Origin of the sequence: Arthrobacter sp. Marseille-P9274, from assembly GCF_946892675.1 — a bacterium.
Lineage (GTDB): Bacteria > Actinomycetota > Actinomycetes > Actinomycetales > Micrococcaceae > Crystallibacter.
Genome location: NZ_CAMPOV010000001.1, coordinates 1,913,834 through 1,929,667 on the forward strand (window position 1 = coordinate 1,913,834; position 15,834 = coordinate 1,929,667).

At 68.4% G+C, this 15,834-nt stretch carries 13 protein-coding genes; 6 read left to right on the top strand and 7 right to left on the bottom strand.

Annotated elements, in window-relative coordinates; genetic code table 11:
- Positions 1-100: 100 nt before the first annotated feature.
- The 6 genes from OC550_RS08735 to OC550_RS08760 form a co-directional block, all read right to left on the bottom strand.
- Positions 101-1,243, bottom strand: coding sequence for a cysteine desulfurase family protein (locus tag OC550_RS08735; RefSeq protein WP_262105207.1), 1,143 nt, complete (start codon positions 1,241-1,243; stop codon positions 101-103).
- Positions 1,240-2,109: a carboxylating nicotinate-nucleotide diphosphorylase gene (gene nadC / locus OC550_RS08740; protein WP_262105209.1), complete on the bottom strand. Its 870-nt coding sequence runs from the start codon at positions 2,107-2,109 to the stop codon at positions 1,240-1,242. Before nadC ends, OC550_RS08735 begins: the two co-directional genes overlap by 4 nt.
- On the bottom strand, positions 2,106-3,992 hold the full coding sequence (gene nadB, locus OC550_RS08745) for an L-aspartate oxidase (protein WP_262105211.1): 1,887 nt from the start codon (positions 3,990-3,992) through the stop codon (positions 2,106-2,108). Before nadB ends, nadC begins: the two co-directional genes overlap by 4 nt.
- Positions 3,989-5,296, bottom strand: coding sequence for a quinolinate synthase NadA (nadA, locus tag OC550_RS08750; protein ID WP_262105213.1), 1,308 nt, complete (start codon positions 5,294-5,296; stop codon positions 3,989-3,991). Before nadA ends, nadB begins: the two co-directional genes overlap by 4 nt.
- Positions 5,297-5,358: 62 nt before the next feature.
- Positions 5,359-6,060: an NUDIX hydrolase gene (locus tag OC550_RS08755; RefSeq protein WP_262105215.1), complete on the bottom strand. Its 702-nt coding sequence runs from the start codon at positions 6,058-6,060 to the stop codon at positions 5,359-5,361.
- A 467-nt stretch (positions 6,061-6,527) separates the two neighbouring features.
- Entirely contained in the window at positions 6,528-7,019 is a 492-nt protein-coding gene (locus OC550_RS08760; RefSeq protein WP_262105217.1) for an Lrp/AsnC family transcriptional regulator, read from the bottom strand.
- Between the two features lie 149 nt (positions 7,020-7,168).
- On the opposite strand from OC550_RS08760, the gene OC550_RS08765 reads away from it, so the two are divergent.
- The 6 genes from OC550_RS08765 (at position 7,169) to OC550_RS08790 (ending at position 13,444) form a co-directional block, all read left to right on the top strand.
- On the top strand, positions 7,169-8,578 hold the full coding sequence (locus tag OC550_RS08765) for an amino acid permease (protein WP_262105219.1): 1,410 nt from the start codon (positions 7,169-7,171) through the stop codon (positions 8,576-8,578).
- A 179-nt stretch (positions 8,579-8,757) separates the two neighbouring features.
- Positions 8,758-9,786, top strand: a complete 1,029-nt coding sequence (locus OC550_RS08770) for a thiamine pyrophosphate-dependent enzyme (RefSeq protein WP_262105222.1) — start codon at positions 8,758-8,760, stop codon at positions 9,784-9,786.
- Between the two features lie 193 nt (positions 9,787-9,979).
- Positions 9,980-10,948 (top strand): alpha-ketoacid dehydrogenase subunit beta, encoded by a 969-nt coding sequence (locus tag OC550_RS08775; RefSeq protein ID WP_262106296.1) that lies wholly within the window; start codon positions 9,980-9,982, stop codon positions 10,946-10,948.
- Positions 10,941-11,270, top strand: a complete 330-nt coding sequence (locus OC550_RS08780; protein ID WP_262105224.1) for a biotin/lipoyl-containing protein — start codon at positions 10,941-10,943, stop codon at positions 11,268-11,270. Before OC550_RS08775 ends, OC550_RS08780 begins: the two co-directional genes overlap by 8 nt.
- 5 nt (positions 11,271-11,275) lie before the next feature.
- Complete coding sequence (locus tag OC550_RS08785; RefSeq protein WP_262105226.1) at positions 11,276-12,082, top strand: alpha/beta fold hydrolase; 807 nt, start codon at positions 11,276-11,278, stop codon at positions 12,080-12,082.
- Between the two features lie 378 nt (positions 12,083-12,460).
- Positions 12,461-13,444: a serine/threonine-protein kinase gene (locus tag OC550_RS08790; RefSeq protein WP_262105227.1), complete on the top strand. Its 984-nt coding sequence runs from the start codon at positions 12,461-12,463 to the stop codon at positions 13,442-13,444.
- A gap of 223 nt (positions 13,445-13,667) precedes the next feature.
- On the opposite strand, the gene OC550_RS08795 is transcribed toward OC550_RS08790, so the two are convergent.
- Complete coding sequence (locus OC550_RS08795) at positions 13,668-15,461, bottom strand: HNH endonuclease signature motif containing protein (protein ID WP_262105230.1); 1,794 nt, start codon at positions 15,459-15,461, stop codon at positions 13,668-13,670.
- Positions 15,462-15,834 lie beyond the last annotated feature (373 nt).

A 15,834-nucleotide genomic window follows, 5' to 3' on the forward strand; every position in this document is an offset into this window, starting at 1 on the left:
CCTCTGGGGTGGCTGTGCGGCGACCCCAGGCGGGTTCGCCCTTTCCGCCCACACTATCGGCTCCGGCACGGCGGGCTGAATCCGCCCGGCCCTGCCCGTGTCAGCGGGCGAGCGACCGGACCGACTGCACTGCGCCGGCAATCGACCTGGCCGCGAGCGCGATCTCGGCCTCCTTGACGGCGGACGTGAAGGTCAGCCGCACGGCCGTCCGGGCCGCGTCGGGGTCGATGCCCATGGCCAGCAGGACGACGGAGGGCTCGTCGGACCCGGCCGCGCAGGCCGACCCGCTGGAACACACCACGCCCCGCCGCTCCAGCTCCAGCAGCACGGCCTCCCCGGAGGTTCCCGGGAAGCAGAAGGAGGCGCTGGCGGGAAGTCGTTCGGTCCGGTGGCCGGTCACGAATGCATCCGGCACGGCCTTGAGCACCGTGTCAATCAGAAAGTCGCGGTAGCCCCGGAGGCGTTCGGCCGACGCCGGGCGCTCGGCCTCGGCCAGTTTCAGCGCAGTGGCGACGCCGACGGCTCCGGCGACGTTTTCGGTGCCGGAGCGGCGCCCGCGTTCCTGGCCGCCGCCGTGCAGCACCGGCTCCAGCGGCAGCCGCCCGGCGACGTACAGCAGCCCGCAGCCCTTGGGGGCGCCGAGCTTGTGGCCGGAGATGCTGATCGCGTCGGCGCCCAGCGCGGCCGCGTCAAGCGGCAGCCAGCCGGCGGCCTGGACAGCGTCCGTGTGGAAGGGCACCCCGGCCTCGAGGCAAAGCTCGGCGATCCGGGCCACGGGCTGGACGGTCCCGACCTCGTTGTTCGCGTACATCACGGTGCACAGGGTCGTCCCGGCTGTCAGCGCCCCGGCCAACTGCGCCAGGTCCACGACGCCGTCGGCGTCCGCGCCCACACGCGTCACGCGGAAGCCGTGGAACCGCTCCAGGTAATCCGCGGCTTCCAGCACCGAGGGATGTTCGACAGCGGAGGTCACCACGTGGCGGTCCCGCGGCGTCGCGAGGCTGATCCCCTTGATTGCCAGGTTGTTCGATTCCGTCCCGCCGGAGGTGAAAACGATCTCGCCGGCCCGGCACCCAAGCACGGATGCCGCCGTCGTCCGCGCATACTCCAGGGCACGGGCCGCCGCCTCCCCGACCGTGTGGTGGCTCGAGGGATTGCCGAAGTCCTGGGTCAGGGCCGGCCACATGGCTTCGAGGACTTCCCGGCGGACCGGGGCAGTGGCGGCGGCGTCGAGGTAGATCATGGGATGCTGATGTCCAGTCCGAGGTCGAGCGAGCGGACGCTGTGGGTCAGCGCCCCGGAGGAGATGATGTCGACGCCGGTGGCGGCGATGTCCGCGACCGTGTCCAGCCGGACGTTGCCGCTGGCCTCCACCAGCGCGCGGCCCGCCACCTGCGCGACGCCAGCGCGCAGCTGGTCGACGGTGAAGTTGTCCAGCATGATCGTGTCCACCCCGGCGGCCAGCACGGGCTCGATCTGCTCCGCCCGGTCCACCTCGACCTCGAAATGGACCGTATGCGGCAGGCCGGCCTTCGCCTCCAGGAGCGCCTCCGTCAGGTCCCGCCGCCCGCCCTCGGTGATGACGGCCAGATGGTTGTCTTTGGCCAGAACGGCGTCCGAGAGCGAGTACCGGTGATTGTGCCCGCCGCCGCAGCGCACGGCGTAGCGCTCCAGCGCGCGCAGGCCCGGGGTGGTCTTGCGGGTGTCGGCAATCCGGGCCTTGGTGCCCTCGGCCCGCGCCACGAACGCCGCGGTCTGGGTGGCGATGCCGCACAGCCGCTGCAGCAGGTTCAGGCCCACCCGTTCGGCGAGCAGGATGGAGCGCGCGCTGCCGCTGGCGACGGCCAGCACCTGGCCGGCCTCGAACACCTCCCCGTCCTGCACCTTGAGCTCCACGGCGACGGCGGAATCCACGTGGCGGAACACGGTCTGCAGCACCGGAGCCCCGGCGAACACGCCGGGCTCGCGTGCGGTGAGTTCCGCCGTCGCGCCGGCCACCGCGGGAATCAGCGCGTTGGAGGTGACGTCGCCCCACGGCGCGTCCTCGGCGAGCGCGGCGGCGACGATGCGCTCCACGGCGGGCTGGTCGGGCGGAAGGATGGGGCTCATGCAGGCTCCTTGACGAGGCGGCGCGCGGCCGCGTTGGCGTTGCTGGCTTGGGGGCCGGGCAGGTTGGTGCTGGCCGGGCTGGTGCTGGCCGGGTCGGTGCCGACCGGGCCGATACTTACCGGGCTGGTGCTGACCGAGCTGATCACGTTGGCATTGCTGGCGGAGGCCCCGGCCGCGTTGGCATTGCTGGCCGAGGCCCCGGCCGCGTTGGCATTGCTGGCCGAGGCCCCGGCCGCGTTGGCATTGCTGGCCGAGGCGTTGACCGCGCTGGCGTTGACGAAGTGCAGGCGGTCCGCACCGGCCGGCGACTGGCTGAAGTCGGTGCGGAAGTGGGCGCCGACCGAATCGCGCCGCGCGGCGGCGGCGGCGACCACCAGCCGGGCGTTGGTGAGCAGGTTGCGATGTTCCGCCGCGGCCGGACCCGCGCCGGCCCTCCCCGATTCGACCGAGCCCGGACCGGGCGCGCGCCACTGCCGGAGCTGCTTCGCCGCCAGCTCCAGCCCCGCCGCATCGCGCGTGACGCCGGCGGCCTCCGACATCAGGGTGCGGACCTGGGCCGGCGTGCACTCGACGGTCCCGTCCTGCAGCTCCAGCGGCACGGCCGCGAAGACCGGCGTACTGCCGCTCCCGGCATGCAGCGCATCGACGGCGCGGCGGGCGAAGACCAGCCCCTCCAGGAGGGAATTCGAGGCCAGCCGGTTGGCACCATGCACCCCGGTGCACGCCGTTTCCCCGACCGCAAACAGGCCCGGCAGGGACGTCCGCCCCGACGTGTCCGTCCGGATCCCGCCCATCCAGTAGTGCGACGCGGGCACAACGGGCAGCGGCACGGTGTTCCAGTCGAAGCCGAGGGACTTCACGGTCCGGTCGATGGTCGGGAACCGGCGGGCCAGAAAGTCCGGGCCGCGCCTCGCCGCAATCCCCGTGACGTCCAGGTAGACCCGCGGTTCGTCGCCCCGGCCTTCGAGCAGCCGCAGCTGCTGGCAGATGGCGCGCGAGACCACGTCCCGCGGCGCCAGTTCGGCCCGCTCGTCGTATTCCGCCATGAACCGCCGCCCGGACGCATCCACTAGCAGGGCGCCTTCGCCCCGCACCGCCTCGGAGATCATGAAGGCGGCGCCGCCGGTCGCCGCCGGGTCCAGCAGCGTCGGGTGGAACTGGATGAACTCCAAGTCCGCGAGCACCGCGCCGGCTTCCCACGCCAGCGCCACTCCGTCCCCGGTCGCCGAAGCAGGATTCGTGGTCGCCTCGAAAAGCTGGCCCGCTCCCCCGGTCGCGAGGATCACGACGTCGGCAGCAACCTCGGTGCTCCGTGTGGTCCGCGTCCCCTCGAGCACTTCGACCCCCGTGACGCGGTTGCCGTCCAGCAGCAGCCGCTGCACGAAGGCGTGCTCGCGGATACGCAGCCGGTCGGCGTCGGCGAGCGCCCGCACCCGGTCGACCAGGACCCGGGCGATCCGGGCTCCGGTGCTGTCCCCGCCAGCGTGCAGGATGCGCGCGGCCGAGTGCGCTCCCTCCAGCCCGAGGGCCAGCCGGTTTCCGTCCAGGTCGAAGGCCACGCCCCAGTCCCGCAGGACCGCGATCTCGCCGGCAGCGGCGGAGCACAGGAGCTGCACCGCGTCGTCGTCGTTCATGCCCGCGCCCGCGCGGAAGGTGTCCGCGGCATGCGCCTGCACCGAATCGCCGGCCGCGCCGCCCTGGGCAGTGACGGCGGTGATGCCGCCCTGCGCGAACCATGTGTTGCTCATTTCCAGCGCGCCCTTGGCCAGCAGGGTCACCTCGACGCCCGGGCGTTCCGCGGCCAGTGCGGCGGCGTACAGTCCGGCAATGCCGGAACCAACGACGACGGCGCGCAGCGGGCCTGCGCTAGGGGCCGCGGTCATGGGCGTGCGGCCAGCATCCGCTCGAGGGCCACGCGGGCCGGGACGGCGACGGACTCGGGCACGGTGATGCGATTGAGGATCTCGCCGCCGGACAGCGAGTCCGTTCCCGCATAGGCCTCCAGCACCCATGCCAGGTAGCCGGGGTGGATCCGGTACATCGTGGAGCAGGGGCAGACCACCGGGTCCAGGCAGAAGATGGTGTGCTGCGGGTACTCGGCCGCGAGCCGGTTGACCATGTTGATCTCGGTACCGACGGCGAAAACCGTAGGCTCCTCGGCGGCGGCGATGGCCTTGCGGATGTAGTCGGTGGAGCCCGACTCGTCCGCGGCGTCGACCACCGGCATTGGGCACTCCGGGTGCACTATCACGCGCACGCCAGGGTAGTCGGCCCGGGCCTTCTCGATCTGGTCCACGGTGAACCGCTTGTGCACGGAGCAGAACCCGTGCCAGAGGATCACGCGGGAATCGAGCAGGGTCTGCTCGTCATTGCCACCGAGGGCCTGGCGCGGGTTCCACATCGGCATCTGCTCCAGCGGGACACCCATGGCCTTGGCAGTGTTGCGGCCCAGGTGCTGGTCCGGGAAGAACAGCACCCGCTGTGCGCGCCGGAAGGCCCATTCCAGCACGGTCGCCGCGTTGGAGGAGGTGCACACGATGCCGCCGTGCTCCCCCACGAAGGCCTTCAGCGCGGCAGAGCAGTTCATGTATGTCACCGGCATGACCGGGATCTTGCCGTCCTCGTCCGGCTCGGTGCCGAAGATGCCGCTCAGTTGGTCCCAGCAGGCCTGCACCGAATCGGAGTCCGCCATGTCCGCCATGGAGCAGCCGGCGGCCAGGTTCGGCAGGATCACGGCCTGGTCCTCGCCGGAGAGCATGTCAGCGGTTTCGGCCATGAAGTGCACGCCGCAGAAGACGATGACCTCGGCCTCCGGCTTCTCCTTGGCCGCCTGCGCCAGCTGGAAGGAGTCGCCCACGAAGTCCGCGTACTTCACGACCTCGTCGCGCTGGTAGAAGTGCCCGAGGATGACCAGTCTGTCCCCCAGCTTCTCCTTGGCCGCGAGGATCCGGGCATCGAGCTCTTCGTCCGAGGCCAGCCGGTACTCCTCGGCGATCTGCCCCTGCCGCGGCGTGGCCGCCGGCGCGCTGTCCGCCATCGAGGCCCCGGGCCCGTACGCCGGGAGGGCGCCGCCGTCAAAATTCCACGGCGCCTTCACCAAGTCCGAGCTGCAGGTGCCGCCGGACGCCGCGGCCGCCTCGGCCTCGGGCCGGGTCATGAGGTCGATGGTGCTGCTGATCGATGCCATGGGTCTCTCCGTTAATCTGGCTGTCGTAATCTGGCTGTCGCTGGCTGTGGAAGGGTGCCGGCTCAGGCGAGCGGGCCGTTTTTGGGACCGGTCGAACCGGTGTAGCGGAAGAGCCGGGGCGGACGGTGCCGGCCACCCTGGAGGTATTCGTCGGTCGCCTCGATATCCGGTGCCGTCCGCAACTGGCGCCGGAAATTGGCGGGATCAAGGGTCTTGCCGAGCACTGCCTCGTAGACTTCGCGGACCTGGGCCAGGGTGAACTTCTCGCCGAGGAACGCGTAGGCGATGGAACTGTAGGCAACCTTGTTCCGCAGCCTCCAGAGCGCATAGTCGACGATCTGGTTGTGGTCGAAGGCGAGCTGGCCCACCCCGTCCGCCCGGAACCACCGGACATTGTCGGTTTCCTGCGCGAGCGCCGCCTCGTCCGGCTTGACGAGCGCCCAGTAGACGATCGAGACGACGCGCTGGGCGGGCGAACGGTCAAGCCCGCCGAAGGCGTAGAGCTGCTCCAGGTAGTCCGGCTGCAGGCCCGTGGTCTCCTGGAGGTTCCTGGCTGCCGCGTCCTGCAGGGATTCGGCCGCGCTCAGCGGCCCGCCGGGCAGGGCCCACAGTTCCTGGTACGGCTGGCGGGTGCGCCGGACCAGCGGCAGCCAGAGCGTCGGCCCCGACGTCTCGCCGTCGCCCCGCAGCGCGAAGATCACGGTGGAAATCGCCAGCTCCGGCGGCTGCCGGCGCCGCTCTGACACATTCGCTGAATACACCATGGCGCCGCTCCCCTCCGTGCCAACACATCGCCGTCGCTAGTAAAGGTCAAGATGACCAGAACTCATTGTAGCGGGTTAAAGTCATTTTGACCCAATCTCGTGCTGCGGCTAGGCGCACTGTGACGCACATGGCGTGCCGCTTCTGGCCGGATGCGCCTGGGCGCCAACGGCCCCTGAAGCTGCCGGTTGACGAAGCCGACCAGTTGGTAAAGCTGGCCGTTGGTGCAGCTGCCCGTTGGTGCTGCCCTGCATGCCGGAGGCCCGTACAACCTCCGCCGCGCCCTACCCTGTTCCCGTTACCGAAGCAGCCCGTTGATGAAGCAGCCCGCTGGTGCCGCCCTGCATGCCGGAGGCCCGGGCAGCCTCCGCCGACCCCTACCCTGCTCCCGATCCCGGAGCTCCCCCGGAGCTTCCGTCAACGCTTCCGGCTCGGCGCTCCGTCATGGACCTCGGCACCCGGTCCGGCGCTATCCTTGCGGCTCGGCGTCCCGCCTCCCGGACGCAGCCTGGACCAAAGGCAGCGTCCGGCTTTCGAAATGGCTGTTCAGGACAATCACCGAGGAGGACCGAAGCACGGTATTAGTGCCTGTGATTTCGTCCAGCACGCGCTGCAGGTCGGCGTTGGACCTGGCGACGACGCAGGCGAGTAGGTCGCTCTCGCCGGATACGGTATGCAGTTCCAGGACCTCGGGAATGCGTGCGAGCGCGGCAGCGACGGCGTCGTGGCCGATCTCCTGCCGGATGACGAGCGAACAGTAGGCCTTCACGACGTAGCCGAGTTCGGCCGGCTCCAGGCGCGGTCCCCACCCGGCGATCACCCCGGCGCGTTGCATCTTGTCGAGCCGGGCCTGTACCGTGGCACGGGCCACTTTAAGGACCCGGGAGGCTTCCAGGACGGACATTCTCGGGTCCTGGCTGAACAGCGTGACGATATCCGAATCCAGCGAATCGATATTCATCCGTTGAAACCTCTTTCGGTTTGACTAGCCATTCGGCTGCGGGACATACAAATTGTCATCCGGGCCGCCGGCTGGACCAAATGCAGCGGCGAAGGCCCGCGCCCGCTGCCTGCCGCCACCGCGGCAGTGTGATGACAGGAAATTCCACAATGACGAGATTCCCCCGTACGTCCGGGCAGTCCACTGGCACCCATCACGCCGGACTCGGCCAATCCATGAAGCCGCGGCAGCTGATCATGATGGGACTCGGCAGCGCCATCGGCGCGGGCCTGTTCCTCGGCTCCGGAGCAGGGGTCCAGGCGGCCGGGCCCGCGGTGCTGGTGTCCTACCTGATCGCCGGGACCCTGGTGATCATCGTGATGGGAGCGCTGGGCGAGATGGCCGCCGCGCATCCCAGCAGCGGCGCCTTCTCCACCTATGCAGAGAAGGCGCTGGGTCCGACGGCGGGTGCCACTATCGGCTGGCTCTGGTGGGGACAGCTGGTCATTGTGATCGCAGCGGAAGCGGTGGGGGCCGCCGGGCTGATCGCCTCCGTCTGGCCGGGGCTGCCGGTGTGGCTGCTGGCCCTGACGTTCATGGTCATATTCACCGCCATCAACCTGCTCGGCGTGAACAACTACGGCGAGTTCGAATTCTGGTTCGCCATCATTAAGGTTGCGGCCATCCTGGCCTTCCTGGCCGTCGGCGTAGCCCTGATGGCCGGCTGGCTGCCGCAGACACCGTCGCCGGGCCTGACCAACATCCTCGGAACGGACGGCTTCGCCCCGGCAGGCCTCGGCGGCATCGCCACCGGCCTGCTGGTGGTCATCTTCGCCTTCGGAGGCACCGAAATCGTCGCGGTTGCCGCCGCCGAAACCAGGAACCCGCAGCGCAGCGTGGCCCGGGCGGTCAAGACGGTGGTGTGGCGCATCCTGGTGTTCTATGTCGGCTCCGTCCTGGTCATCACGCTGGCGGTGCCGTGGGATTCGCCGTCCCTGGCCTCGCCCTTCGCGGCGGTCCTCACGGAGGCCCGGATCCCCGGCGCGGACGTCGCCATCACGCTGATCGCCGCCGTCGCCCTGCTGTCCGCCCTCAACGCGAATCTTTACGGCGCATCCCGCATGATCTTCTCGCTTTCCCGGCGCCGCGATGCCCCGGCCGGGCTGCAGATCATCACCTCGCGCGGCGTCCCCGTTCCCGCCGTGCTCGCCTCGGTGGCCTTCGGCTTCGCCGCCACCGTCCTGGAGCTTTTGTTCCCGGAAAAGGTGCTCCCGGTGCTGCTGAACTTTGTCGGCTCGACCTGCCTGGCCGTATGGGGAATGGTGCTGCTGTCCCAGCTCATCCTCCGCCGGCGTGCCGTGCGCGAGGGCGAACCGCTGCCGATGAAACTGCCTGGTTATCCCTGGACAAGCGGCATCGGCCTCGTGCTGCTGGCCGGGATCATCATCATCGGCCTGTTCTCTCCGGCCACAGCACTCCAGCTCGGCAGCACAGCCGCCCTGATCACCGTGATTGCACTGCTGAGCAGACTCGCCGTGAACCGAAGGCACACCACCGCCGATGCCCTGCACCACAGCTGACAAATTGCCCCCAGAGCAGGAATCCGAACCTCACTGATTGCACACTCTGCATGGTGGTTCTTGCTCTTGTTGCACACTCCTGGCGCCGGTGATTAGGGTCACTGGCAGAAACCCCACGGCTTCCGACGGCGCCGATTCCAGCGCGGCCGGCCTGCCTTGACGAGCTAGGAGGAACCAGCATGGCCGCTGAATTGCCTGGCCTTGACCACGCTGTCCTGACCGACGATGACCAGCGCCGGCTGTACCGCCTCATGGTGGCCGTGCGCCGCCTGGACGAGTCGGCCATCCGCTGGCAGCGGCAGGGCCTGATCCCCGGCTACGCCCCCGAACTGGGGCAGGAGGCGGCACAGGTCGGCAGCGGCTACGTGCTGGACATGTCCCGCGACTTCGTGTTCCCCACCTACCGGGAGATGGGCGTGGCCCGCACCGTCGGCGTCGACATGGTGGAGTACATGGCCACGCACAAAGCCACCTGGCACGGCGGGCTCTACGACCCCGCGGCGTCGCGCTTCGCGCCGATCCAGGCCGTCGTGGCCGGCTCCGTGCTGCACGCCGTCGGCTGGGCCCATGCCCAGACCATGGACGGAACCGGCGGCGCAGCCATCACCTACTTCGGTGACGGCGCCAGCTCCCAAGGCGACGTCCATGAGGCAATGAACTTCGCTGCCGTCATGAAGGCCCCCGTGGTCTTCTTCATCCAGAACAACGGCTGGGCCATTTCCATGCCCACGGAACGCCAGGTCGCCGGCGGGTCGGTCGCGGCCCGCGCGGCGGGCTACGGCATTCCTTCGCTGCAGGTTGACGGGAACGACGTCGTTGCCGTCGCCGAGGCGACGGCGGCCGCACTGGCGCACGCCCGCTCGCGCAAGGGACCGGCCATCGTCGAGGCCATGACCTACCGCCGCGGACCGCACTCCACCAGCGATGACCCAGGGCGGTACCGCACCCTCGAGGCCGAGCGGGCCGACGCGGGCGAGGATCCGATCCAGCGCATGCGCGCGCACCTCCTGGCAGAGGGACTTGCCGATGAGGCTTTCTTCGACGAAGCGCTCGCCGCGGCCAAGGCGGAGGAGGAACGCATCCGCGAGGGCATCATCGGCCTTGGATCACGCCCCGGCACGGAGATGTTCGACTTCGTCTACCAGGAACCGACACCAGCTTTGAAGGCACAGGCCCGCGCCTGGCGGGAGGAGTCCGAACATGTCTGAGCACACCACCCTCAGCGACCTCGAAGCAGCGCGCGACAACACCCGGGATGCCGCGGCGCAGCTGGAATTCGTCGAGACGATCGAACCTGCGGCAGGGAGCGGGCGTCAGGCCCCGGCTTACACAGACACGGCTGCCACCCAGACGGCTGTTGCAGAGGCGACGGTTGCAGAGCCGGCCATCGAGACCTTGTCCATGCAGCAGGCCCTGAACCGCGCACTCTCCGAGGTCCTTGAGGCCGACCCCAAGGCCATGGTCCTGGGCGAGGACGTCGGCCAGCTCGGCGGCGTCTTCCGCGTCACCGACGGCCTGCAGCGCAGGTACGGCGAAGACCGGGTCTTCGACACCCCGCTCGCCGAATCCGGCATCCTCGGCATGTCCGTCGGCCTGGCCATGGCCGGCTACCACCCGATTCCCGAGGTTCAGTTCGACGGTTTCGCCTACCCGGCGGTCAACCAGATCATCTGCCAGGTCGGCCGCATGAACTACCGCAGCCGCGGCAAGCTGCCCATGCCCATCACCCTGCGCGTGCCGAGCTTCGGCGGCATCCGCGCCCCGGAGCACCACGGGGAATCGCTCGAGGCGCTCTTCGCGCACGTTCCCGGGCTCAAGGTGGTCTCGCCGTCGAGCCCGAATGAGGCGTACCACCTGCTCAAGTTCGCTGCCGGCAGGCCCGACCCGGTGGTCTTCATGGAGCCGAAGTCCCGCTACTGGCAGAAGGGCCCCGTGGACACCGCCGGCACCGGCTACTCCCCCGAAGGCGCCCGCGTTGTCCGCGGGGGCCGGCATCTGACGCTGGTGGCCTGGGGCGCCATGGTCGTCCGCTGCCTGCAGGTTGCCGAACTCGCAGCCGAAGACGGAATCGACATCGAGGTGCTGGACCTGCGCTGGCTCAAGCCCATTGACGCCGAAGCACTGGCGGCCTCCGTCACCAAGACGCGCCGCGCCGTCGTCGTCCACGAAGCACCCCTGACCTCCGGCCTGGGCGCGGAAGTAGCCGCGCTCATTACCCAGCACTGCTTCGCGACACTGAAGGCGCCCGTTGAGCGGGTCACAGGTTTCGACGTACCGTATCCCTCAGGAGACCTGGAGGACGAGTACATTCCCAACATTGACCGCATCCTGTTCGGGATCCAGCGAGTATTGGAGTATCGCCGTGGCTGAAATTTCCTTTCCACTGCCGGACCTGGGCGAGGGCCTGATCGAGGCAACCGTGCTGGAGTGGCTCGTCGCCGAGGGCGAACAGATCGAGCGGAACCACCCGCTGGTCGAGGTCGAAACCACCAAATCCGCCGTGGAACTCCCCTCCCCGCAGGCCGGCAAGGTCCTACGGGTTTACGGCGAACCCGGTGACATCATCAAGGTCGGCGAGCCGCTGATCGTCTTCGAAGTCCCGGACGACACCGCCGGCATCGTCGGCACGGTGCCCCAGGAGCAGGCACCCAAGCGCCGCGTCCGGCTGACCGCCAACCTGGACGAGGACTGACCGGCATGGGCAGGCACCGCGATCAGACCGTGGAGGGCGTGGACCCGCACCTGAACGTGCACGTCCACGAGGCCGCACCGGGAACCACCGGCCCGCACCGTCCGATCATCCTGCTCCACGGGTTCGCATCCTCCACCAAGCTCAACTGGGAGGACGCAGGCTGGATCACCGCGCTGACCCAGGCCGGGCGGCGCGTCGTCACCGTGGACCTGCCCGGCCACGGGGGCAGCCCCGCACCGGAGGAGATGGACGCCTACTCGCCCAGCCGGATCCGCGCGGACCTGCTGCAGCTGATCCTCAATGCGCACGTGCGCCCCTTAAAGGACGACGACGATTCCACCGGAGTGGACCTGATCGGCTATTCGCTGGGCGCGCGTCTGGCGTGGGAGTTCGGTGCCACCCAGCCCGAACTGGTCCACAGAATCGTGCTCGGCGGGCCCGGCGCCCACGACCCCCTGGCCGACTTCGACCTGCCGGCCGCCCAGCGCTACCTGGCGGACGGCTCGGAGATCGCAGACCCGTCCACGGCGGAGCTGCTGCGCATGGCCCAGCTGGTGCCCGGCAATGACGTCTTTGCCCTGCTGACCATGATCGAAGCGATCAAGACGGAGCCGTTCGTCCCCTCCGAGGCCGTACCGCGAATGCCCGTGCTGCTGGTGGCGGGTGAACGAGATGAGATGGCGCGGACGGCACCGGAGCTGGCCAAGCTGGCTCCCCGCGCCGAGCTGCAGTGGCTCCCGGCCAGGACCCATGCCAACGCCATCACCAGCCGGGCCTTCAAGACAGCCGCCATCGACTTCCTCGCCAGCTAGAGGCCTCCTCACGGCAGCCAGCCGTGATGGGCGGGCGCCTCGCGGCAGCCAGCCGTGACGGGCGGGCGCCTCGCGGCAGCCAGCCGTGATGGGCGGGCGCCTCGCGGCAGCCGCCCATGATACGCCGATCTATGCGCGACGTCCTGGCCCTCCAGCCCGCTGCCCCGCTGTCCCGCTGCGGCACTCACGCCTAGCTGCGTCACGTCGGCGTCCTCCCCGGCCCGTTCCGCTGCCCCGCTGCGGCACTTACAGCCCAACTGGGCTGCCTCGCCGGCGGTGCGGCGCTGCTCACGATGCCGGGAAATGGTCCCGGGTGCGACAGCCGTACCGTAGAATTGAGGCAAATCAGCAGACTTACATCCTGGGCGTGGAGGCTTGGTGGACATTCTCCTTGGGGGTCGCTACAGGACTGGCGAACTCATCGGTACGGGCGGCGCAGCCACCGTATTCCGGGCACTCGACGAAACGTTGCACAGGGACGTGGCGGTCAAGATGTTCACGCCGACAACGCCCGACGACGACGCTTACCGGCGGCAGCATACCGAAACCCTGCTGCTGGCGACCTTGAGCCACCCGGTGCTGGTCACCCTGCTCGACGCCGGGCTGTACGAAGATTCCAGCGGCACCATGAGCAACTATCTGGTGATGGAGCTCATCGAGGGCCAGGACCTGCGCAAGATGCTGGCCGCCGGCCCGCTTAAGCCAGCAGCCGTCGCCAACATCGGCGCCGACTTGGCTGATGCCCTTAATTACATTCATGAGAACGGCGTCGTGCACCGCGACATCAAGCCTGCCAACATCCTGATGTCCAACACCGGCAGCCTGGACACGCGGCTGCACCCGAAACTGTCGGACTTCGGCATCGCGCGCGTCGTCGATGCCTCGGTAGCCACGGTTCATGGAGCAACCATCGGTACAGCCAACTACCTCAGCCCGGAACAGGCCCTGAGCCAGCCCGTCACGCCGGCCTCGGACATTTACTCACTCGGCTTGGTGCTGCTGGAATGCCTCACCGGGGAAAAGGCCTTCCCCGGTCCCATCGTCGAATCCGCCGTCGCCAGGCTTCTGAAGGACCCGCCGATCCCGGAGACCATCGGCGCCGACTGGCAAGAACTCCTGGGCCGGATGACTGCCCGTGAACCCGACAACCGGCCGACGGCGCATGAAGTCGCACTGCAGCTACGGTCCTGGACCGAAACCGTCGTTCTGCCACCGAACGCTGGAACCCGGGAGTCGTCTCCTCCCGCTCCCGTTGAGGCACAGCTGCACCGTATCAGCGCCGTCAGTCCCGACACCGGCAACGTCACCACGGGCAATGTGGTGATCCCCACTCCGCCGAACCGGGCGCCCAGCGTCGGCTGAACTGAGTTGGCTACGGGGAACAACCTAGGCCGCAGTTCGACTAGCAGCTCCAAATCCCAACGAACCCGGGATGTCGCCCTCCGCTTTCACCGCCGACGCCCAGCGGCCGTCATGGCTGTTCCTGGAAGTAGCTACTGCTCCGGTGTGACTACGTCCTAACGCGACTGGTGTATCGACGAAGGTAGCTACTGTCTTGACGGAAGTAGCTACAGCCCTGACGGGGCTACCGTCTTGACGGAAGTAGCTGCTGACTTCGTGACTTTGGTCGAGGCGGGAGGCTCGTCTGCCAATACGCATTGCGCAAAGGTCTTCTATCCGGATCAATGTAGGCGGGCGGAGTGAACCAAGGAATCCCCTCTGCAACTTTGATCGTCCAGTTGCCTTGCTCGATCAAATCATGATGCAGAATGCACAGGCAGACGCCGTTGGAGACACTCGTGTGCCCGCCGGCCCACCACGGCACGATATGGTGCGCTTCCGTCCAGAAGGCCGGCATCGTGCATCCCGGGAAGGCGCAGCCCTTGTCCCTGGCCACGAGCGCCCGGCGTGTGGCTCGGTTGAAGAACCGTTGTGAGCGACCCAGATCCAGGACTTCGCCTCGGGACCCGAGAACGGCAGGGATTATCTCTGCATCGCAGGCCATGCGGCGGGCTGCCGTCGCTGAAATGGGCCCGTTGAAAACCGCATTTGCGCCGCCTGTCAGGAGTCCGGCGAGTTGCTCGTATCCGGTGGTAACAACGACCTGGGCCCGGTGTCCGCCGGAATCCGGAAGCCGACCGGTGTTCAGGGCAATCTTGCACGTGCTGACAAGTCCGGCGAGCAATTTCTGCGCCCTGGTGCAGCCGTCCAGTCCCGCCAGCACGCTAGGCGCCAGGGCCGGATTGTCCGACACAAAGGCCGCGTCCGCCTGATCGGCCCACCTCGCGTCTTCGTCGGCGCGGGTTTGCCGACCGAGGGTGTCTGCTTCGGCTTCAATTCGCCCACCCACACCACCCGTCCCGACCGCTTCAGAGCCTCCGCCGACACCAGCCGTCCCGACCCCTTCCACGCCACCGCCAACACCAGCCGTCCCGACCGGTTCAACGCCTCCACCCACACCACCCGTCCCGACCGATTCAGATCCTCCGTCGGCCGCGACTTGGATCGCGTCCGGTCGAATGCGCGGGTTGGTCGCGGTGTTCATGGCGGTCGCCATGGCTTCGTACTGTTCGTCCGTGGTGTTGATGACGAACTGGTGCAGCCCCCGCCGCCGGCCTCGGTAGAAGACGCCTTGGCGGGCCTTGAGCTCTTCCTCGCTCGGCTCGGCTCCATTCTGGTCGACGGCGGTTTCCCAGGTTTTGGCCACCATGCCCAAGGTGTCGGCATCCGTTTCGGCAGCCTGCTGCACTAGGGAGGCTTCCATGGCTTCCAACGTCTCGTTGTCGGCAACGCAGGCAACACGGGCGAGCGAATCGGTCACCAGGGCAGCAGCGTGGCCGCTGACCTCACCTGCAGCCATCGCCTGGGCGAGCGACGGCAGGGCAGGTGCTCCGACTTCCCCATCGAGCCGAACCGGCCTAGCGATGGCCTTCCCGACCCTGATCCGGCGCCGCGCCTCCACAATGCCGATTCCCAACCGCGAGCGCAGATACTCAGCGTTGTTGGCGAACTCGGTCTTCCGCCGTTTGCGGTTCCTTACTGCCAGCTCCGACGAGCCCAATGGGTCCTGCATCCCAATGGCGGCCGCAGGGTCGGCCCACGCAGCGGTGCCGAAATCGGCCGCCGTCGACTGACTGGGAGCGGAGTTTCCAACCGTGGCGGCTAGGTCAGCCTGTTCGACGGCGTGGGCACCCACGGCCTGGAAGAACTCCACGACCTTCGATACATCTTCGAAGGCTGCTACAACTGCAGCCAAATCCAGAGGTGGCAGAACCGCTGCCTCGGCTTGGAACCGGGCAGCCAATTCCAGCAGGCGCTCACGGATTCCGAGGATGGATGCTTCCATCTCTTCGGTTGCGTCCAATGGGATGAGGGCCATGCCGCCACCCTACGAGCACAGGCATTCGAAGGCGAGAAAAAACAGGCGGTGTGTAGGTACAGTCGGCATCCCGGCAGTAGGCGGTTCTGAGCGGAGCCGGTTCTGAGCGGAGCCGGTTCTGAGCGGAGTCGGTTCTGAGCGGAGTCGGTTCTGAGCGGAGTCGTCCCATTCGTGGAGTCGTCCGCCAGAAGGGGCCACAGCCCGCCCGCGTCCCCGCTCCCGCCCCACGCTCCAAGGGAGCGAATGACTGACCGTTTGGAAATGTTCCGACCAGGGGTTGACGTGATCGGCCACACAGGCCATGATGGATCGTATACGATTTCGTACATCACATCAGGAGGAGCTTTGTCCGACGGCAACAACGCCCGAAGCA